Source organism: Limnobacter sp. (assembly GCF_036405155.1).
GTDB lineage: Bacteria > Pseudomonadota > Gammaproteobacteria > Burkholderiales > Burkholderiaceae_B > Limnobacter.
The window spans coordinates 447,688-467,953 of the sequence record NZ_DASWYD010000006.1; the positions used below are offsets into that span (position 1 = coordinate 447,688).

A 20,266-nucleotide genomic window follows, 5' to 3' on the forward strand; every position below is an offset into this window, starting at 1 on the left:
GTTATTTGTCTTCCACTTGAAGAATGGCCAGAAACGCTTCCTGGGGAATTTCAACGTTGCCGACTTGTTTCATGCGTTTTTTACCGGCTTTCTGCTTTTCCAGCAGCTTTTTCTTGCGGCTGATGTCGCCGCCATAACACTTGGCCAACACGTTTTTGCGCAAGGCTTTCACGGTTTCGCGGGCGATGATGTTGGCACCAATGGCCGCTTGAATGGCCACATCGAACATCTGTCGGGAAATGATTTCCCGCATCTTCTGGGCCACCGCCCTACCCCTGAATTGAGAATTGGCACGGTGAACCATGATGGACAATGCATCGACTTTCTCGCCGTTGATCAGCATGTCCACTTTCACAATGTCAGCAGCCCGGTACTCCTTGAATGCATAGTCCATGGAGGCATAGCCACGTGAGGTCGATTTGAGCTTGTCAAAGAAGTCCAGCACGATCTCGGCCATCGGCATCTCGAACGTAATCCGCACCTGGCGACCGTGGTAAACCATGTTGGTCTGTACACCACGACGCTGCTGGCACAGGGTCATAACAGCGCCCACGTACTCCTGTGGCATCAAGAGGTTGACCGTTACAATTGGCTCGCGAATTTCCTGCAGTTTGCTCAAGTCAGGCATTTTGGAGGGGTTGTCGACCCGCACCACCAAACCATCCCGCTGCACCACCTCGTACACCACCGTGGGTGCGGTGGTGATCAGGTCCATGTCAAATTCCCGCTCGAGGCGCTCTTGCACAATGTCCATGTGCAACATGCCCAAAAAGCCGCAACGGAAACCAAAACCCAGCGCCTGCGATACCTCAGGTTCGTAGTTCAGCGCTGCATCGTTGAGCTTCAATTTGTCCAGTGCCTCGCGAAGCGCCTCATATTGATTGGCTTCCACCGGGAACAAGCCCGCGAACACTTGGGACTGCACCTCTTTGAAGCCGGGCAACGGCGCCGGTGCGGGTTGGGCCGCCAAGGTCACCGTATCGCCAACCTTGGCACTGGCCAATTCCTTGATGCCTGCGTTGATGTAACCCACCTCGCCAGCTGACAAGCTATCGCGGGCAACCGACTTCGGTGTAAACACACCGAGGTCTTCCACCATGTGCGTCGAGTTGGTGGCCATCAGCCGAATTTTGTCCTTGCGGTTTAACACACCGTTCACCACACGGACCAACATCACCACGCCAACATAGTTGTCGAACCAACTGTCAATGATCAGGGCTTGCAATGGGGCATCGCGTGAACCCCGGGCGGGCGGAATCTTGTTGACCACCAATTCCAGCACATCCTCAATGCCCATGCCCGTTTTGGCAGAAATGGGCACTGCGTCGGCTGCATCAATGCCAATCACGTCTTCAATCTCGGTTTTGGCGGTCTCCGGATCAGCTTGCGGCAAATCCATCTTGTTCAAGACGGGCAACACTTCCACGCCCAGGTCCAGTGCCGTGTAGCAGTTGGCCACAGTTTGGGCTTCCACACCTTGAGAAGCATCCACCACCAGCAAAGCACCTTCGCAAGCCGACAGCGAACGGCTGACTTCATAGGAAAAGTCCACATGCCCTGGGGTGTCGATCAAGTTCAGAAGGTAGGTATTGCCGTCCTTGGCCTTGTAGGTCAGTGCTGCCGTCTGCGCTTTGATGGTAATACCGCGCTCGCGCTCAATGTCCATGGAATCCAGCACTTGCTCGTCCATTTCACGGTCGCTCAAGCCCCCGCAACGCTGAATGAGGCGATCGGCCAGCGTGGATTTCCCGTGGTCAATGTGGGCAATGATCGAAAAATTGCGTATGTGCTGCATCTGCATCATTAAAAAGGGGGCAACGTTGCCCCCAGGTAAATTCGGTAACTTGTCATTTTACCTGATCGGGCCCTGAATAACACGCAGTTTGCAGGGCCCAACCCGACAAAGGCACCGTTTAGGGTGTCAGTACCACAAAGAATGAATTTTCACCCCTGCGGACCAACACGGGCACGGTCTGACCTTTGGCCACGCTCTTCACCACCTCGGCAAATTGCTTGGCCGAACTGATGTCTTGGCGACCCACCTGGAGAATGACATCACCCACAGCAATGCCGGCATCGGCGGCGGCACCTTCCACGGCGCGCACCACAACACCGCCAGCAAAGCCTAGGGCCTTCCGTTCAGCGTCCGTTGCATCGCTCACAGCCATCCCAAAGCGGTCAGCCTGGGTCGGTTCAACTTTTTTGGGCGTGGAGGCTTTGGCTGTTTTTTCGTTTTCAAACTCACCCACGGTGATTTGCACGGTTTTCTCGGCCCCTTTGCGCCACAGGGTCATGTTCACCCTGGAGCCTGGTTTCGTTTCGCCGACGATGCGAGGCAAATCAGAGGCCTTGTCCACCTTGCGGCCGTCAAATTTCAGGATGATGTCGCCCGCAACCACCCCAGCTTTGTCTGCGGGACTGTCTTTGGTAACAGAGCCCACCAATGCGCCTTGGGTCGTGTTCAATCCCAATGCCTTGGCAACATCTTTATCGACTTCACCAATGCCCACTCCGATTCGCCCCCGACTGACTTTGCCAGTTTCGCGGAGTTGCTTCACCACCCGCATGGCTTCATCGATGGGAATGGCAAACGAAATGCCCATGAATCCACCGGTGCGGCTGTAAATCTGGCTGTTGATGCCAACCACCTCGCCGTCCAGGTTGAGCAGTGGTCCACCGGAGTTGCCCGGGTTTACCGCCACGTCGGTTTGAATGAATGGCAGGTATTCACCTGTGTCGCGCCCTTTGGCACTGATAATGCCAGCAGTCACTGAGTTGTCCAGGCCGAACGGGGAACCAATGGCAACCACCCATTGCCCCACTTTGGCCTTGTTCACATCACCAATTTTCAAGGCGGGGAAACCTTTGCCTTCGATCTTGACCAAAGCCACGTCGGTGCGCTGGTCTGAACCGATCACCTTGCCCTTGAATTCGCGCTTGTCCGGAAACGTCACGATGATGGACTCTGCCCCATCAACCACATGGTGATTGGTCAAAATGTAGCCATCGGAATCAATCACAAACCCTGAGCCCACACCTGCCGGAACCTCACGCTCAGACTTGCCGCGAGGCGCCTGAGGTTGCTGTGGCTGCATGGGGGGCATGAAGCGCTTGAAAAACTCATAGAACGGATCGCTGGGATCCAATCCTGGGAAATTGGGCATTGCATTTTGCTGAACCTGGCTGACCTTTTGGGTCGTGCGAATGTTCACCACGGCAGGCCCCACCTTCTCGACAAGATCCGAAAAGTCCGGCAGATCTTTGGCTGCAGCATGGGCGGGTTGAAGGGTGCCCACAGTCAAAATCAGGGCCAAAACTGCCAATGCTTGTGCCCACCAAGCCTGCAGTGCATGTTGTGTATTCGATCTCATGTTGACGTCCTTGTTATTGAGACTTCCATCGAACGGATTTCAGAAAAAGACCCAGTGTTTTTTCAGGAACTTCACCCAGCACGGTGACCAGGTATTGGCCCTGAACCTCAGACCTTGACATGACAGCGCCGTGGCTGATGGGTGCCTGCGGCATGGAATGGCCGTCATTGGCCTTTTGTATAAACACCGACACACTGGAAAGGCCGTCGGTGTACAAGGTTTGATGGATTTGCGATTCTTTGCCCTTGATGCGGCACAAGGTGTCAGACCGCTTGAATCCGACAAAGATGTCCGGCAGGTTGTAGGGTAGCTCGCCCTCCCTCATCACCCGGATTTCGGTGGCGGCCACTTTCCAGCCTGGACCTGCCTGCGGCATTTCCGGCTTCACAGCCGCTTCCGCATCAAAACTGATTTCGGTGAAGCCCACATGCTCAAGCACCTCGCCTTTGTGGGAAAAAAGCTCGGAACGAAGCAATAAGTTGCGCAGCCGGTCCAGATAAAACCGGTAGCCGTACCTCAAATCATCCTTTGGGGTGAGTTGAATGACTCGCACGGAACGCCCGGCAACACGCTTGGCAGACATCTCCCGAATGTCGTACAGCTTGACCAACATGGAGGTGCCATCCGGATTGGACAACAAGCGCGGGAAAGCCACGGATGTTTGGCGTTTTTCCGAGAGGATCAGCTTTTTTTCTGGCAAAACACATTGAATATCTTCGTTGTGCCGAATCCACTTCGCCGAGGGGCCATCCAAACGTTCCAGCACCTCAAATTCACCGCCCTGACCGCTTTGATGCAGCAGCTTGCTGGCTTGGGTGTAGTCACCGGATTGTGTCAGCAACAAGCCCGAATAACTCAAAGCCTTGGCCTGTTCGTGACTGTTGTCGAGCAAAGACCACAGCTCGCGGCTGTTGTCGGCCCGACTGGATTGTGCATGCAGTCCGACCAACAGAAGCACCGCGCACAATAAAAATCGAGGGTACCGCATGGGTTGCATGGGGACGAAACGCCTCATCGACCTGCAGACACGTAGTTGAATCGGACCGATGACGAATCCACCGCAACACCATCGTCACTGGGTTGCCACACATTCATCCAACCAAGCCCGTCTGGTGTGCCCACATTCATCTGGCTCACGGTATTGAGCTGTGGTCGATCGGCATCCACCCGTGCGATGGGCGAAACACCCGACAGACCACTGCGCAGGCTGTTTTGCTGGTGGGCCATGAAGTATTCTTGCCAAAGCGCAAGGTCTTGGTCCGACACAGTTTGAACGGGTATGGTGCGAACCATTTGAACACTGCGTTCCAGCGGAGGAACGGCTTGGTACATGGCCAATGAAAACACGGCCACAGCAGCGGCACTCGCAGCCATTCTGCGGGTTGAGCCGGTGCGGGACAGGCGCTGGACCACGCGTTTGGACCAATGGGCCGATGCTGCCGGGGCCAACACGGTTGCCTCCTCGGCCAAGGCGGATTCAAACCGCTTCAAAAAAACCGGGGAATGGTGCGCCGACAATTCAGAGGACCGCATGACATCGCCCACGGCACACAATAAATGCCAATCTTCCAACGCCTCATCGTCCAGGCTGCGAAGTACCGCCCCCAGGGATTGCTCGTCCAACTCACCATCCATGAGTGCCGACAACTGTTCAGTGTGCGCCATGTTTCATTCGTCCATTTACCAACGCTTGCCACCCGTGGGCTCCAGCAGCGGCTTGATTTTTGCCGCCACAGCTTCCCGCGCCCTAAAAATGCGCGATCTCACCGTCCCAATCGGGCAATCCATGGCCTGCGCTATTTCTTCGTAACTCAAGCCGTCAATTTCACGCATCACAATGGCTGCCCGCAGTTCTTCCGGCAATGCAGCCATGGCTTCATTGACCGCCTCCCCAATTTGTTTCGTCTGAAACAGCGACTCGGGCGTGTCAATGTTACTAAGAGCGGCATTGTCTTCAAAAGTTTCACTGTCCTCATCACCCACCTCTTTGAGGGTGGTGGGACGCTTGCCCTGGTTCACCAGCAGGTTCTTGGCGGTGTTGATGGCAATTCGATAAACCCAGGTGTAGAAAGCACTTTCGCCACGAAAATTGCCAATGGCTCGGTAGGCCTTGATGAAGGTTTCTTGAACGACTTCCTCGATGTCTTCGGGGTTTTTGACCATGCGCGTGAGGAGACGACCGACCCGTCGGTGATATTTGGACACCAGCAGATTGAATGCCTTTTTATCGCCCGCTTGCACGCGCTGGACGATCAGATAGTCCTCGTCACGTTCAGTGGACATGCCGGGACCCTTGCTGGAATTGCAAACCTGGATAGACCCGAAGGCCGTTCAACCAACGCCGACAAGCGGCCATGTCAGTCGCTTTACCAGTGAGCAATACAGTCACCGCATCTCGGCGACTGCTTTGGGTGGCGGATGAAACACGCAACTTGATCAGCGCAAACCGACCCAGGTGCCAAGCCTGCTCAACACACGCAAAGCTGTGTTGATGGGCGTCCTCTTTGAAGCTTAAATAAGCAACATACCCACTCAACGGACGCGCAGCACCCTCATCCATCGACTCAGTGAATGTGCTCAGGGTTAGGCGGCAGGGCCGACCTGCACGACGAAGCGACCACAGCCGACCAGTCAACTCCGCATGCAGTGCCGGGTTCCCGGAGCCCAATGAATGCAATTCAGCCCCGCATCAAATTCTGGCAACGGCCAAAGTGCCATTGGTTCCGCCAAAACCGAAAGAGTTGGACAGGGCCAATTGAATATTGAGATCACGCGCTGTATTGGCGCAATAGTCAAGATCACACCCCTCACCAGCTTCATGAAGGTTGATGGTGGGCGGTGACACCTGATGGTGCACAGCCAGGGCCGTGAACACTGCTTCGATACCACCCGCTGCACCCAACAGATGGCCAGTCATGCTTTTGGTGGAGTTCACCACCGTTTTGTAAGCGTGATCGCCCAGAGCACGCTTCACGGCCATGGTCTCAGCCACATCGCCGAGCGGGGTCGACGTGCCGTGGGCATTCAGATAATGCACATCCGACGCATTCATGCGCGCATTGCGAAGTGCAGCTGCCATACAACGGGCGGCGCCGTCACCATCGGCGCACGGTGCTGTCATGTGGCTGGCATCCGCACTCATGCCGTACCCGACCACCTCGCAATATATGCGGGCGCCACGGCGTTTGGCGTGCTCATATTCTTCAAGAACGAGTACCCCTGCACCTTCGCCCAACACAAAACCATCGCGGTCTTTGTCCCAAGGGCGGCTTGCAGCTGCCGGGTCATCATTCCGCGTGGACAAGGCACGCATGGCTGCAAAGCCGCCAATGCCCAGCGGTGAGACGGTGGACTCAGCGCCACCGGCCACCATGACATCGGCATCCCCGTATTCGATGATGCGGGCTGCTTCGCCAATGGAATGGGTTCCGGTGGTACAGGCCGTGACCATGGCGATGTTGGGACCTTTCAGTCCATACATGATGGACATGTGCCCGGAGATCATGTTGATGATGCTGCCCGGCACAAAAAACGGGGAAATGCGGCGAAAGCCCTTGTTGATGAGGTCGGTGTGGGTTTCCTCGATCATGGGAAGACCACCGATACCCGAACCAATGCTGACGCCCATGCGCTCTGCATTTTGTTCGTTCACCTCAATTCCGGAATCCTTGAATGCCTGGATGGCGGCTGCGAGTCCAAAGTGGATGAATGTGTCCATCCTCGCGGCTTCTTTGCCTGGGATGTACTCTGCCACATCGAAACCTTTGACCTCGCCGGCAATTTTTACACCCAGCGATTCGGTGTCGAATTTTGTGATGGTCGAAATACCCGAGCGACCTTCGATCAGATTGCTCCAGGCTTCAGTCACCGAATTGCCAACAGGGCTTACGATGCCCAATCCAGTCACAACAACGCGTCTGCGGCTCACAAGCCCTCCCGTGAATCTAACGGTTCAAATGCAGCAGCCCGACCCACACCAGGGGCCGGGTTTGCCTGCATGACCCAAGCGCCATTAGCCCTTGGAATTGCCTTTGACGTAATCAATGGCTTGCTGAACAGTGGTGATTTTTTCAGCTTCTTCGTCGGGAATTTCTGTTTCAAATTCTTCTTCGAGCGCCATCACCAGTTCCACTGTGTCCAAGGAATCAGCGCCGAGATCATCTACAAAAGAGGATTCGTTTTTGATTTCCTCTTCTTTGACGCCGAGCTGTTCGGCCACAATCTTCTTAACGCGCTGTTCAATGTTTTCCATTACGGAGCCTCCGTGGGTTTAAATAAAAATCGAAAGAGTCTAGCAAAGCAATGTGACAGATCATAGTCGATTGCCGAGCCATTAGCCCATCCACATGCCGCCATTGACATGCAAAGTGGTGCCAGTTACATATCCCGCCTGGTCGCTGGCCAGGTAAAGCACTGCCGCAGCAATGTCCTGAACCTGCCCCAGTCGCCCCAACGGAATTTGTTGCTTCAACTGATCCACCTGTGTTTCAGACAGGGCATCAGTCATGTCAGTCTGTATAAATCCGGGCGCCACACAGTTTACCGTGATATTGCGGCTACCCAACTCACGCGCCAGCGCTTTTGTCATTCCCGTCACGCCTGCCTTGGCGGCTGCGTAGTTGGCCTGGCCTGGGTTTCCGGCAGTTCCCACCACCGACGTGATGTTGATGATACGCCCGGTGCGCTGTTTCATCATGGGTTTCATGGCCAGCTTGGCCAATTTGAAATTGGACGACAAATTGGTCGCAATCACGGCATCCCAATCTTCATCCTTCATGCGCATGGCCAATTGGTCTCTTGTAATACCAGCGTTGTTGACCAAAATGGCCAATGGCCCGAGTTCATTGGCGATGCGCTCAAACAAAGGCTCAAACCCAGCTGGCTCTGTGACGTTCAGTACGGCCCCAAAGCCTCGAATTCCCGCCTCGTTGAACACAGCAGAAATACCCTCCGCACCCGCCTCAGAAGTGGCCGTACCCACCACGGCTGCACCGGCATTGCCCAAGGCCATCGCGATTTCTCGGCCAATACCACGACTGGCGCCGGTCACCAAGGCCACTTTGCCTGTCAAATCAAACGAATTCATTGAATGAAATCTCCAGCAGGGGGGTTGAGTGATGAACGTCAGAGCGTTGCCAATGCGGCCGCCAGGCTATCCGGATCGTTCACGTTGACGACCGGCACCTCGGATATGCGCTTGACCAAGCCCGACAGCACCTTGCCTGGACCGCATTCCACAAACAGGGTTGCGCCAGCTTTTTCCATGGCCACGATGGTCTCAACCCAGCGAACCGGGCCATACGCCTGTCGAACCAAGGCATCCGCAATGCGCTTGGGCTCCGTTTCAACAGCCACATCAATGTTGTTGAATACGGGCACTTGGGGTGACTGAAACTGAACGGTGGACAGGTGTGCCGCAAGCGCCGCAGACGCTGGCTTCATCAAGGAGGAATGGAACGGTGCAGACACGGGTAATTCAAGGGCTCGTTTGGCGCCCAGTGCTTTGGCTGCTTCACAGGCGGCTTTAACACCTGCAGCGCTGCCCGCAATCACCACTTGGCTGGGTGCGTTGAAGTTAACGGCCTCAGCGATTTCGCCGTTCACGCTACCAGCTTCGCAGGCCTGGCGCACTTGGTCGTCAGTCAACCCCAAAACGGCCGCCATGCCACCCTGCCCGACCGGCACAGCCTCTTGCATGGCCTTGGCACGCACACGCACGGTTTGCAAACCATCTTCCAGCGCAATAACGCCAGCTGCCACCAATGCAGCGTATTCGCCCAAGGAGTGGCCAGCCACCATGGCCGGCAAGGGTCCTCCCGCGGCTTTCCACGCTTCAAATACCAGCACGTCGGCCAGCAACATGGCGGGTTGTGTGTTCACGGTTAAATTCAACGCGTCTGCCGGACCTTCAGCAATCAAGGCGTCGATGTTTTCGCCCAACGCCTTGTTTGCACGGTCGAGCAGCTGTTGGCTCAGGGCGGCGGTGTTGGGGCTGGACTTGAATCCGTTCAACATTCCCACGCTCTGCGAACCCTGGCCGGGAAACAGAAAGGCAATTTTGCTAGTCATGCTTTTGAGGAAATCATCTAATTTTTAATTTGGCGCTATTCTACATGCGAACAAGCACACTGCCCCATGTAAAACCACCACCCACACCTTGCAACAGCACATTGTGGCCCTTTTTTATCATGCCACTCGACATGGCGAGGTCCAGTGCCAGGGGCACCGATGCAGCCGATGTGTTTCCATGCTGCCCAACGGTGACCACCACGCGGGACTCAGGCAGTTTCAATTTGCGGGCAACCGCATGCAATATGCGCACATTGGCTTGGTGAGGCACCAGGAAATCCAGCTGGTCCAATTCGAAATTCAGTGATTCAAACAAGGCCAGGGCACTGCTGCCCAGCACAGACACCGCCTGCTTGAACACAGCCTGACCATCCATGCGCAAGAAAGGGTCGCCGACAATACGGCCATTTTCGATGCGCCCATCGGCATTCAAAATGCATCCCAAAGTGCCATCAGCGTGCAACTGGCAACCCAGCACACCCGGTTCATCGGAAGCCTGTAGAAATGCGGCACCGGCCCCATCACCAAACAACACACAGGTGGTGCGGTCCATCCAGTCCATCAATCGGCTAAACACCTCCGAGCCGATGACCAGTGCGTTGCGCACTTGTCCGGAGCGAATCATCGAGTCGGCCACGGTGAGCGCGTAAACAAACCCGCTACACACGGCTTGAATGTCAAAGGCCATGGCCTTGTGAGCGCCCAGCGCGGCCTGAACGCCACAGGCCGTGGACGGGAAGATTTGATCAGGGGTTGAGGTGGCAAGAATAATCAGGTCGACCGACTGGGCATCCACACCGGCTTTGGCCAGCGCTTGCTTTGCAGCAGCGGAGGCCATGAAGGTGTTGGTTTCATCGCCTTCGGCGAAATGTCGCTGAAGAATACCCGTTCGGGTCTGGATCCAATCGGCGCTGGTTTCAACGCCCTTGGCCGCCAAAAAATCAGTGAGTTCCTGATTGCTGACGGCTCGCCTTGGCAGGTAGGAACCCGTGCCAAGTATTGAGCTGTGCTGAGGCATTCAATCTCTTATTCTGGTTTGGCCCCGGTTTCAGCAAGGGCTTCCACAGGTGCATCTGCGGGTGCAGCGGGCACATAGTGCGCCATGGTAACGCGAATGCTCTCCAGCAAATTGGAATTTGCTGCGTCGTAGGCGCGCTTGATGGCATGGAAAAATGCGTAAGCATCTGCTGAGCCGTGGCTCTTGATCACAATCCCTTTCAACCCAAGCAGCGCTGCTCCATTGTATCGGCGGTGGTCCATCCGTTTTTTGAAGCGAAGCAGAACTGGCGCGGCCACAACCGCAGCAATTTTGGGCCAGAGGCCTTTCTTGAACTCTGTCTTGATTACATCGCCCAGCATGCGCGCCAGACCTTCTGAGGTTTTCAGGGCCACGTTGCCCACAAAACCATCGCACACCACGACATCGGTGGTGCCTTCGTATATGTTATTGCCTTCCACGTTGCCGTAGAAATTCAATTCACTGGCTCGCAGCAACTCAGCCGCTTTCTTGACGACATCATTGCCCTTGATCACTTCTTCGCCAATGTTCAACAGACCCACGGTGGGGCGATCAATGCCTTCCGTGCCTTTGACGAAGGCCGAACCCATGACCGCAAACTGAAACAAATGTTCGGGCGAGCAATCCACATTCGCACCCAAATCGAGCATCAGCGTGCCTTTGCCTTTTTGGTTGGGCAATGCAGACGCAATCGCAGGGCGGTCAATGCTGTCGAGCGTTTTGAGAACAAAGCGGGAAATGGCCATGAGCGCGCCAGTGTTACCAGCACTCACAAACGCAGCGGCCAGTTCGTCTTTCACCAAATTGGCGCAGACGCGGATGGATGAGTCTTTTTTGTTGCGCAGGGCCTGCGCAGGTGGCTCATCCATGGCCACCACCTCGCTGGCGTGGCGAATGGTGATGCGGGGATGCTCCAGCGCCTTCTTTTTCAAGAGGGCACCTTCTACCTCCGCTTGCCGGCCAACCAGAATCAACTCCACATCATCGTACTGCTTCAAAAAACGCAAACAGGCGGGGATGGTCGTTGTCAGACCGTGATCACCACCCATGCAATCAATCGCAATGCGAACCATCTGTGAGAGCCCTATTCTGTTGTGGCAACAGACTGCGGTTGCCTTGTTGTTGTGGTTGGCTGGCCAGTGTACTGCGCAATTAAACCGGTTTATTCGTCGGCTTTTGTCTTCACAACCTTTTTACCACGATACATGCCGTTTGGGCTGATGTGGTGACGCAGGTGGGTTTCACCAGATGCAGAATCGGCAGACAGAGTTGGCGCTGTCAGGTTTTGGTGAGAGCGGTGCATGCCGCGCTTGGACGGTGATTTTTTGTTCTGTTGAACGGCCATGTTAAAACTCCAGTGTAAAAAGGTTATTGCTTGCGGCCCTTGAGCAAATCGCCCAGGTTCGCAAAGGGACGCTGTACATCGCGCTCCTGCTCCACGGCAGTGTCATCCCGTGAAGCGCGCTGCTTGTAACTGCTCAATTCGGGCGAGGTGTTCCCCTCGCAGCTGGCATGCCTTGAAAACATCGGGCATGCCAACAAAATTTCGTCTTCCAGCCAATCCCGCAAGTTTACATCACCTGCACAGGCAACCACGTCTGTGATTTCATCCAGTGACTCGTCGTCGTAGGCATCAGCCTCGGATTCTGAGGTTTTTAGAATCAGGTTTCTCTCAAACTCGAGCTTCTGCTCAACAGCTTGCTCACACACCACACAAGAGAACCAACCACTGAAACTGCCGGTCAGCGTGACCACGCACTCGGACTTTGCGTTGACGCGACCGCGAACATCCCAAGAATGCACAGCGCAACGCAGAAGATGGTCGTCTCCAGCCAGGCGAGGAAATTCCAGGGTGATGTCCTTGCTTTCAAAGTGCCCGCCCGTTTTACAGAAGGACCAAGCGTCCAGCGAGAGCAGATCTTTTTGGTTGGCTTTGGGCCGCATGCAGATCAGAAAAGCAAGAAAACGCGCGATAATACCCTGAAAGGACGGGGCTGTCAAAGAAAAGCCGACATCACAACCCACACAATACGCATTCACTTTCCGCAAAATCCGTCACTCAAGCGACACGAATCCATGAACCCTGACCTGATCCTGGCTTCCGGCTCCAAGTACCGGCACGAACTGCTTGTCCGACTGCGATATCCGTTTCGTGTATTGAGCCCGGACATCGACGAGTCCGTGCTCCCCCATGAAACGCCAATCGAAACCTGCATGCGGCTTGCTCGCGAAAAAGCCCTGGCTGTGGCACGGCTCAACCCGGACAGCATCGTGATTGGCTCAGATCAGGTTGCCGACGTCAACGGTGTTGCCATCAGCAAACCGGGCAACCATGAAAATGCCCAAAAGCAACTGGCTGCCATGAGCGGTCAGCGCATTGTGTTTCACAGCGCTGTGTGCGTTGCACGCCAAAACACTGGGCAGTGCGAAGTGTTTGTGGTGCCCACCACGGTGGAGTTTCGTGAATTGAACGCAGACGAAATCGAGCGGTACTTGTTGGCCGAGAAACCCTACGACTGCGCTGGCTCGGCAAAAAGCGAGGGCTTGGGAATCACGCTGTTGAAGCGCATCGAGTCCACCGACCCCACCTCAATTATTGGTTTGCCGCTGATTGAACTGGCCGCCACGCTTCGACGGTTTAACCTAACGCTTCCATGACATGCTGCTTCTTGTCCCCAGCCCACTCAGCCAAAAAACGCCCTCGCTGCCGCTGCTTCAAGCCGACCTGCCTTTGGTGAGAGGCATATCGACCTGGGTGGTCGAAAACGCCAAACCGGCACGCGCTGCCCTGGCGCTGTTGGGCATGGAAAAACCCATTCGGCAATTGACCTTGCTTGAACTGGCCACGCTGGACAAAACCGAACGCGTCCGTTTGCTGAACCAAGCCAGTCCGGAAGCCCCGATTGGACTGATGAGCGATGCTGGCTGCCCCGCAGTTGCAGACCCTGGCGCCGAACTGGTTCAGTTGGCTCACGACTTGAATTGCCCCGTTCACCCCTTGGTGGGGCCCAGCTCAATTGTGATGACCCTGATGGGCAGCGGCCTAAACGGACAGCGGTTTACATTCCATGGCTACCCGCCAGTGGACGCCAGCGCTAGAGACGCCTGGATTGCAACGACAGAAAAAACCTCCAAAAGCCAGGCCTGTACACAGCTGGCGATTGAGACACCATTCAGAAATGAGCGTTTGATTGAAGCACTGCTGAAGGTGCTGAGTCCAACCACACGCTTGTGTGTGGCCTGGGACCTGACCGGTGCAGAGGCCCGAATCGTTACCAAACAGGTTGCCGACTGGAGAAGGCAGGCGCCCTCTCCCGGCAAATTTCCCTGCATGTTCGCTTGGTTAGCGAAAGCTGAGCCATGAGGCCGAGGCGGCCTGCGGAACGACACTTCGAAGGGCTGCGCCAAACTCAACACCAACCCGCTTGGCAAAACGTTCAGCAATGGACTCTTGCTCGGTGTAATCCAGAATGTCTTCCGCCTTCAATTCATCCCGCGCCACACTGTCCAGTGAACCCAGCTGGTCGGCAAGGCCGAGCTGAATGGCACTGGCCCCGGTCCAAATCAGGCCAGAAAACAATTCAGGATTGGGCTTCAAGCGATCGCCACGCCCATCTTTGACGGCTTTGATGAACTGCTCATGGATTTCAGCGGCCATTTGCTTGGCGAATTCAGTCTGGTAAGCGTTGGGCTCACTGAACGGATCCAAAAACGCCTTGTTTTCACCGGCTGTGATGAGTCGCCGTTCAACCCCCAGCTTTTTCATGGTTTCCGTAAAGCCAAAGCCATTCATGATGACGCCAATGGAGCCCACCAGGCTGGCTTTGTCCACATAAATTTTGTCTGCCGCTGCTGCCACGTAGTAACCCCCAGAGGCACACATTTCTTCAACCATGGCGTACAGGGGTTTGTTGGGGTATTTCGCCCTCAAGCGTTTGATTTCATCGTAAATCAACCCAGCCTGAACCGGACTTCCACCCGGGCTGTTGATCCGAAGCACAACCCCCACGGAATCGGCATTCTCAAAAGCCGCCCGCAAGCTGGAATTGATGCGGTCTGCGCTGGCCAGGGTGTCGCTGGCAATCACGCCATTCAATTCCACCAAAGCGGTGTGCTTGGTCACCTCAAGGCTTTTGGGGGCTGTCAGCCCGAGAAACGTGGCAATGAGCACACCCACATAAATCACACCGACGAATTTGAAAAAGATGCCCCAACGGCGTTTGCGGCGCTGCTCCAGCAGGGACTCTGAGGCCAGCTTCTCAAGCAGCTTACGCTCCCATCCGGGCGTATTGTTGTCACTCATGGTTAATCCTCAATGCCTTCTGGCGGTACTGTGATGGTGTCGGAAGGTTGCCAGAATACCTCACCGCCCTGTTCGCTGACGTTCAGGCGGACCAGTGGGTTACCCAAACACGGGCCACCCAGACAGTTGCCATCTGTCGCATCGTAGCTGGCCCCATGGGTGGCGCAGACGATGATTCGACCCGAATCGTCGAGAAACTCGCCATAGTTCCAGTCCATTTCCACCGGCACGTGGCTGCAGCGGTTGAGGAAACTTCGAACTTCGTTGTCGACGCGAACAACGAAGGCGCTGGTTTCTTCACCATTGTAGTGAACCTTGAAACGGTATCCGATACCGCCTTCCTGAATGGCATCCGAAGAACACACGCGAATACGGGTCATGCTGTCCTGGCTTGCTGAATGTGGTCGATCAACCAAGGAGACATCTCGTTGATCGACAAAAATGATTTGTAATGAGGCACTTGGTTTAACAAACTGGGCGGATGTGCGCCGGTCTGCACCGATACCGCTTTAACACCGGCGGCCTGGGCCATGTTCAGATCGTGCGTGGTGTCGCCCACCATCAGCGCTTGCTCGGGCTCCAAATCGAACTCGGCCAGCAGTTCAAGCAGCATCTGTGGATGGGGCTTGCTGTGGCATTCGTCCGCGCAGCGCGAACCCATGAAATAACGCCCCGTGTCCGAATGCGCCATCGCGCGGTTCAATCCCTGACGGCTTTTGCCAGTGGCAACCGTGCAAATCACACCCAATTCATTGAGCGCCTTGAGCAAGGGAATGGCACCCGAGAACAATTCAAGTTCATGGTCATTGCTCAGGTAGTGCTCACGATAGCTGTTGACCAACTTGGCCACCTGTTCGTCGCTGGCGCCCGGCGCAGCATGGCGCAGCGCATCTGTTAGCCCCAGGCCGATCACGTAGGACGCAATTTCAGCCCCAGGATCGGGAAGGCCAGCCTCGGTGCAAGCGTGGCGAATGGCCCGTGTAATTGCGCCGGTGGAATCGAGTATGGTTCCATCCCAGTCGAAGACGACCATCTTGAAAGTCATGATTTAGGAACTGCCTGCAAAGAATGGAGAAAGCGCTCAAGCTCAGGGGCCAACGGCGCCTCCAGTACTATAGGTTCATTTGTGCCGGGGTGGATTAGACCCAACCGCGCGGCGTGCAAAAACATGCGCTTCAAACCCGATTTGGCCAGTATTTTGTTGAGTTCGAAATCACCGTAACGGTCGTCCCCCACGATGGGATAGCCACTTGCACTGGTGTGAACACGGATTTGATGCGTACGGCCCGTCAAAATATTGGCTTGAATTAAAGTAAATTCACCAATATTGGATTTAAAGCGTTGAATAACCTTGAACTTTGTAAGTGCATGGTCACCCTCTGAGCTTACAAACACCCGGGCCTCTTTTTCAGATGCCTGGGTTTTCAACAGCGGCAAATCAACCTGATGCAGGTTCGAAGGCCAAGCGCCCTTCACAAGGGCCAGGTAGTATTTTTTCCAAGACCGTTGTCGAAGTTGTTCTTGTAAGCGTCTCAACACGCTGCGTTTTTTTGAAACAACCAACACACCTGAGGTTTCTCGGTCGATTCGATGAACCAATTCCAAATCAATATGAGTATCGGCTCTAAGTGCACGCAAACATTCAATAAGCCCCTGGGAATGACCCGACCCACCGTGAACAGCCAAACCAGATGGCTTGTTGACGACCAACAACCCATCATCCTCAAACAACACCGGAATGGATTGCCCCAGTTGAGCAGCCGATTTTTTATTAAAAGCTTCTTGTGAAGAATTGATTTCAAGTAATTGATTGTTTGTTGTTTCTATGGGTGGTACCCGCACTTCATCGCCCGAATAAACACGGGTTTTTGCCTCAGCCCGTTTTTTATTGATCCGCACTTCCCCCGACCGGATGATTCTGAAAATATGGGTTTTCGGAACACCTTTACAGATGGCAGCAAGGAAATTGTCCAGTCGCTGGTCGTGATGGCGCTCATCAATTTTGATCAATACAGCGCGATCCGGATTGGGCTTTTCAGGTGAGTTCACTTCTTTTTATGTACCAAGTGCTTGCATTCAGCATATAATCCGAATTATCGCTTGGGCAGATTGGCTTTTGTACGCCGACATTGACCTTTGGGCGATTTAAATGAAACGGGTGAGTCGCCAACCCTGGAAGGCGACAACGACGATTGAGCAAGTGGCGTGTGGCCATTGGGCCCGCCAACTGAAAGCAGAATTTAACGCACCAGCGCAAATCAACACACAGCGCTGGGCTAAAACAGTACGACGCGACCTCGCCTGAACCAGGTGTAAATGAACCAACTTTTTATTACAAATCAATAGTTTGGTAGATGGCTTTCCCACTGTTTAGGTGGAGAGGCCATTGTGCATGTCCTCTGTTAAAACGCGTCATCAATTCCCGCTTTCCACGCTTGCTTCGTTGTCACTTACTGCACCACGGTGCATAGGGAGTGTGCATGAAGCGCATGTTATTTAACGCAACTCACGCTGAAGAGTTGCGTGTTGCGATTGTCGATGGTCAAAAGCTGATCGACATCGACATTGAAACAGCAGGCAAGGAACAACGCAAAAGCAACATCTACAAAGGTGTTGTGACCCGGGTTGAACCCAGTCTGGAAGCTTGTTTTGTCAATTACGGCGAAGACCGCCACGGTTTTCTGCCTTTCAAGGAAATTTCCCGCCAGTACTTCAAAGAAGGCGTTGATGCTGGCAAAGCCCGCATTCAGGACGTCATCAAAGAAGGTCAGGAACTGTTCGTTCAGGTTGAAAAAGAAGAACGCGGCAACAAGGGCGCAGCCCTGACCACGTTCATCTCTCTGGCCGGCCGTTATCTGGTTTTGATGCCGAACAATCCACGCGGAGGCGGTGTTTCCCGCCGAATCGAAGGTGAAGAGCGCCAAGAACTGCGTGAGGCCCTTGACCGACTTGAATACCCCAAGGGCATGAGCATTATTGCGCGCACAGCGGGCATTGGGCGTTCCGTTGAAGAGCTGCAGTGGGACTTGAACTATTTGCTGCAACTGTGGACAGCCATTGACAGCGCTGGCAAATCCGCCAACGGTGCTTTCCTGATTTATCAGGAAAGCAGCCTGGTGATTCGTGCCATTCGTGACTACTTCAGCCCGGACATTGGCGAAGTGCTCATCGACACCGACGAAATTTACGAGCAGGCCAAGCAGTTCATGCAGCATGTCATGCCCGACATGATGAACCTGGTGAAACGTTACCGGGATGACATTCCCCTGTTCTCTCGTTTCCAGATTGAACATCAAATCGAAACGGCCTACAGCCGCATGGTGCCCCTGCCCTCTGGCGGCGCCATTGTGATTGACCACACCGAAGCCCTGGTGTCGATCGACGTGAACTCCGCCCGCGCAACACGCGGCTCAGACATTGAAGACACCGCATTCCGGACCAACCTGGAAGCTGCTGAAGAGGCTGCGCGCCAGTTGCGCCTGCGGGACCTTGGCGGCCTGATCGTGATCGACTTCATCGACATGGAAAAGGCCAGCAACCAGAAAGAGGTAGAGCAGAAGGTCAAGGACAGCCTGCATTTTGACCGGGCACGCGTGCAAATGGGCAAGATCAGCCGTTTCGGCTTGATGGAGCTTTCACGCCAGCGCATTCGCCCTGCCCTGAACGAAGGTTCACACACCACCTGCCCACGTTGCAACGGCACCGGAGTGATTCGCGACACTGAAAGCTCAGCACTGCACGTGCTGCGCATTATTCAGGAAGAGGCCATGAAGGAAGGCACAGCCAGCGTGCACACTCAGGTGCCGGTGGACGTGGCCACATTCCTGCTGAATGAAAAACGCTCGGAAATTTACAAATTGGAAGCTCGCCTGAAGGTGAACATTCTGCTGATTCCGAACAAGCACCTGGAAACACCGCACTATGAAGTGACGCGTCTGCGTCATGACGATGAGCGTCTGGATGATCCACGCAACAGTTTTGAGCTGGCTGCCGCCAAACCAGAGCAAAGCTATTACGACAAGAAAGTGGAAGGCGAGGCGGTTAAACGTCAGGAAGCTGTTATCAAAGGCGTGATTCCGACACAGCCGGCACCGGCCCACACCGAGCGCAAACCAAAAACCGAACTGGCTGTGGCCAAAGCACCAACAGCCACACCGGGTTTGCTTCAGCGCATCATTGCCTGGTTCAAGCGCCCCAGCACGGTAGAAGTGCCAGCCGTGGTGATTGAACAAGCCGCTGCTGAAAAGCCCAAGGGCCGTGGTGGCGACCGCCGTCAAGGTCGCGATGGGGATCGCAACCGGAACCAAGGTGGACGCGGTGGTGATCGCAATCGCCGCGGTGGGCGTGATGGAGAGCAATCCAGAGCCGCTCGAGGTGAAGGACAAGCGGCTGCTGCAGGCGAAGCAACAGACACTCAAACCTCGACGGACAACGGTGGACGCCAAGGCAATCGCGGCGGCCGTCAACGCAATCGCGATGAACGTCCAAGCGACGCTCGTTCGGAAGCGATGCCACAGCAGGCCGCCGAAGAGCGCCTGCCAGGCTTGGCTGTTGCCTCGGATGACGATGCTGAAAACTCGGATCGTCAAGGAGGCCGTCGCCGCCGTCGCCGTGGGCGGGGTGGCCGGGGTGCCGGAGATACTGAAGGCACAGTCAATTCAGTCGCGGATGGGATGAACGATGATTCGGCAGCCTTGGTTAGCAGTGCTGACGCATCTGCCAGCCAATCGGACTCAGCGGCCAGCGAAGAAGAACTCGCCAACAAGATTGTTCAGTCCATGAGTTACGGGGAACAGGGCGTTGAGGAAGGAGCCGGGCAAGACGGTCAACGCCGTCGCCGTCGCCGGCGCCGTGGTGGTCGTCAAGGCGAAGGCCAGACCGAGGGCACTGATGAGGCAACAAACGACAGTGAACAACCCGAACTGGAATTGACCACTGAACAAATTGCTGCGGATGTGACAAGCGATTCAGAGGTGCCCACATCGGCTGCTTCGGTACCGGTGGAAACCCCTGCGGCGCAGGAAGCAGTGGCAGTGGCAGAGGCAGAAGCACCGGTCGGCAACGCCATTGCACAACCGATTGCACAGCAGGCCCCTGCGCAAATTCTGTTTACACGCGAAGCACTCAATTCGCTGGTGGATTCTGCCGGCATGTTGTGGGTGGAAACAGACCGTGAAAAGTGGAGTGTGGTTCAAGCGGAACTTGCCAACACACCGGCGCCTGTGCGTACTCCACGGGTTCGAAAGCCCGTGGAACCAACACACCATGGTGAGTTGATTTTGGTTGAAACCAAACCAGAATATCGTCGAAGCTAAGCCCTGCATGCATGGCGCGAAGGCGTATCAACATCGCCTTTGCAACCATTTAAAGCCCTGCCCTCCACTGCTGGTGGACGGTGGGGCTTTTTTATGGATATGGGCCAACGCCATTGTCGTGGCCCAATAAAAAAACCCTCCGCAAGGGAGGGTTCAAGGAAACGCCCTGGGGGCTGACCGGTGCGAATGG

The 20,266-nt window shown here is 55.2% G+C and carries 22 protein-coding genes; 4 read left to right on the plus strand and 18 right to left on the minus strand.

Going from position 1 to position 20,266, the window contains the following annotated elements; genetic code table 11:
- Window position 1: 1 nt before the first annotated feature.
- From lepA to VGE55_RS08455, 14 genes are all read right to left on the minus strand, one after another.
- Entirely contained in the window at window positions 2–1,795 is a 1,794-nt protein-coding gene (gene lepA / locus VGE55_RS08390; protein ID WP_331131254.1) for a translation elongation factor 4, read from the minus strand.
- A gap of 118 nt (window positions 1,796–1,913) precedes the next feature.
- A complete protein-coding gene (locus VGE55_RS08395) occupies window positions 1,914–3,371 on the minus strand; it encodes a DegQ family serine endoprotease (protein ID WP_331131255.1) in 1,458 nt (485 codons plus the stop codon).
- Window positions 3,372–3,384: 13 nt separating this feature from the next.
- A complete protein-coding gene (locus VGE55_RS08400; protein WP_331131256.1) occupies window positions 3,385–4,368 on the minus strand; it encodes a MucB/RseB C-terminal domain-containing protein in 984 nt (327 codons plus the stop codon).
- 14 nt (window positions 4,369–4,382) lie between these two features.
- On the minus strand, window positions 4,383–5,036 hold the full coding sequence (locus VGE55_RS08405; protein WP_331131257.1) for a sigma-E factor negative regulatory protein: 654 nt from the start codon (window positions 5,034–5,036) through the stop codon (window positions 4,383–4,385).
- A gap of 15 nt (window positions 5,037–5,051) precedes the next feature.
- Window positions 5,052–5,654, minus strand: a complete 603-nt coding sequence (gene rpoE, locus VGE55_RS08410; protein ID WP_331131258.1) for an RNA polymerase sigma factor RpoE — start codon at window positions 5,652–5,654, stop codon at window positions 5,052–5,054.
- The gene (locus tag VGE55_RS08415) at window positions 5,644–6,048 is read right to left on the minus strand and encodes a hypothetical protein (RefSeq protein ID WP_331131259.1); all 405 of its coding nucleotides are present in this window, start codon (window positions 6,046–6,048) and stop codon (window positions 5,644–5,646) included. The genes rpoE and VGE55_RS08415 overlap by 11 nt, the downstream gene beginning before the upstream one ends.
- Window positions 6,049–6,060: 12 nt before the next feature.
- Complete coding sequence (gene fabF, locus VGE55_RS08420; protein WP_331131260.1) at window positions 6,061–7,299, minus strand: beta-ketoacyl-ACP synthase II; 1,239 nt, start codon at window positions 7,297–7,299, stop codon at window positions 6,061–6,063.
- A gap of 84 nt (window positions 7,300–7,383) precedes the next feature.
- Entirely contained in the window at window positions 7,384–7,623 is a 240-nt protein-coding gene (acpP, locus tag VGE55_RS08425; protein ID WP_331131261.1) for an acyl carrier protein, read from the minus strand.
- 81 nt (window positions 7,624–7,704) lie between these two features.
- Window positions 7,705–8,457 (minus strand): 3-oxoacyl-ACP reductase FabG, encoded by a 753-nt coding sequence (gene fabG / locus VGE55_RS08430; protein ID WP_331131262.1) that lies wholly within the window; start codon window positions 8,455–8,457, stop codon window positions 7,705–7,707.
- Window positions 8,458–8,495: 38 nt separating this feature from the next.
- Window positions 8,496–9,440, minus strand: coding sequence for an ACP S-malonyltransferase (gene fabD / locus VGE55_RS08435; protein ID WP_331131263.1), 945 nt, complete (start codon window positions 9,438–9,440; stop codon window positions 8,496–8,498).
- Between the two features lie 40 nt (window positions 9,441–9,480).
- Window positions 9,481–10,458 carry a beta-ketoacyl-ACP synthase III gene (locus tag VGE55_RS08440; protein WP_331131264.1) on the minus strand — a complete coding sequence of 326 codons (978 nt, stop codon included), beginning with the start codon at window positions 10,456–10,458 and terminating at the stop codon, window positions 9,481–9,483.
- Between the two features lie 8 nt (window positions 10,459–10,466).
- Window positions 10,467–11,531, minus strand: a complete 1,065-nt coding sequence (gene plsX / locus VGE55_RS08445) for a phosphate acyltransferase PlsX (protein ID WP_331131265.1) — start codon at window positions 11,529–11,531, stop codon at window positions 10,467–10,469.
- Between the two features lie 89 nt (window positions 11,532–11,620).
- Window positions 11,621–11,803: a 50S ribosomal protein L32 gene (gene rpmF, locus VGE55_RS08450; protein WP_256763688.1), complete on the minus strand. Its 183-nt coding sequence runs from the start codon at window positions 11,801–11,803 to the stop codon at window positions 11,621–11,623.
- A gap of 23 nt (window positions 11,804–11,826) precedes the next feature.
- Entirely contained in the window at window positions 11,827–12,402 is a 576-nt protein-coding gene (locus VGE55_RS08455) for a DUF177 domain-containing protein (protein ID WP_331131266.1), read from the minus strand.
- 132 nt (window positions 12,403–12,534) lie between these two features.
- Between VGE55_RS08455 and VGE55_RS08460 the strand changes: the two genes are divergently transcribed.
- Entirely contained in the window at window positions 12,535–13,116 is a 582-nt protein-coding gene (locus VGE55_RS08460; RefSeq protein ID WP_331131267.1) for a Maf family protein, read from the plus strand.
- Window position 13,117: 1 nt separating this feature from the next.
- Window positions 13,118–13,822, plus strand: coding sequence for an SAM-dependent methyltransferase (locus VGE55_RS08465; protein WP_331131268.1), 705 nt, complete (start codon window positions 13,118–13,120; stop codon window positions 13,820–13,822).
- On the opposite strand, the gene VGE55_RS08470 is transcribed toward VGE55_RS08465, so the two are convergent.
- Genes VGE55_RS08470 through VGE55_RS08485 form a run of 4 tightly spaced genes read right to left on the minus strand, consistent with a single transcriptional unit; the run spans window position 13,802 to window position 16,810 of the window.
- Window positions 13,802–14,761: a S49 family peptidase gene (locus tag VGE55_RS08470; protein ID WP_331131269.1), complete on the minus strand. Its 960-nt coding sequence runs from the start codon at window positions 14,759–14,761 to the stop codon at window positions 13,802–13,804. The genes VGE55_RS08465 and VGE55_RS08470 overlap by 21 nt on opposite strands.
- Window positions 14,762–14,763: 2 nt before the next feature.
- Complete coding sequence (locus VGE55_RS08475) at window positions 14,764–15,141, minus strand: Rieske (2Fe-2S) protein (protein ID WP_331131270.1); 378 nt, start codon at window positions 15,139–15,141, stop codon at window positions 14,764–14,766.
- Window positions 15,138–15,806 (minus strand): HAD-IA family hydrolase, encoded by a 669-nt coding sequence (locus VGE55_RS08480; RefSeq protein WP_331131271.1) that lies wholly within the window; start codon window positions 15,804–15,806, stop codon window positions 15,138–15,140. Before VGE55_RS08480 ends, VGE55_RS08475 begins: the two co-directional genes overlap by 4 nt.
- Complete coding sequence (locus tag VGE55_RS08485) at window positions 15,803–16,810, minus strand: RluA family pseudouridine synthase (protein WP_331131272.1); 1,008 nt, start codon at window positions 16,808–16,810, stop codon at window positions 15,803–15,805. The genes VGE55_RS08480 and VGE55_RS08485 overlap by 4 nt, the downstream gene beginning before the upstream one ends.
- 100 nt (window positions 16,811–16,910) lie before the next feature.
- On the opposite strand from VGE55_RS08485, the gene VGE55_RS08490 reads away from it, so the two are divergent.
- Both VGE55_RS08490 and VGE55_RS08495 read left to right on the plus strand, forming a co-directional pair.
- Window positions 16,911–17,066: a hypothetical protein gene (locus tag VGE55_RS08490; RefSeq protein WP_331131273.1), complete on the plus strand. Its 156-nt coding sequence runs from the start codon at window positions 16,911–16,913 to the stop codon at window positions 17,064–17,066.
- A gap of 175 nt (window positions 17,067–17,241) precedes the next feature.
- A complete protein-coding gene (locus tag VGE55_RS08495) occupies window positions 17,242–20,076 on the plus strand; it encodes an Rne/Rng family ribonuclease (RefSeq protein ID WP_331131274.1) in 2,835 nt (944 codons plus the stop codon).
- Window positions 20,077–20,266: the final 190 nt, after the last annotated feature.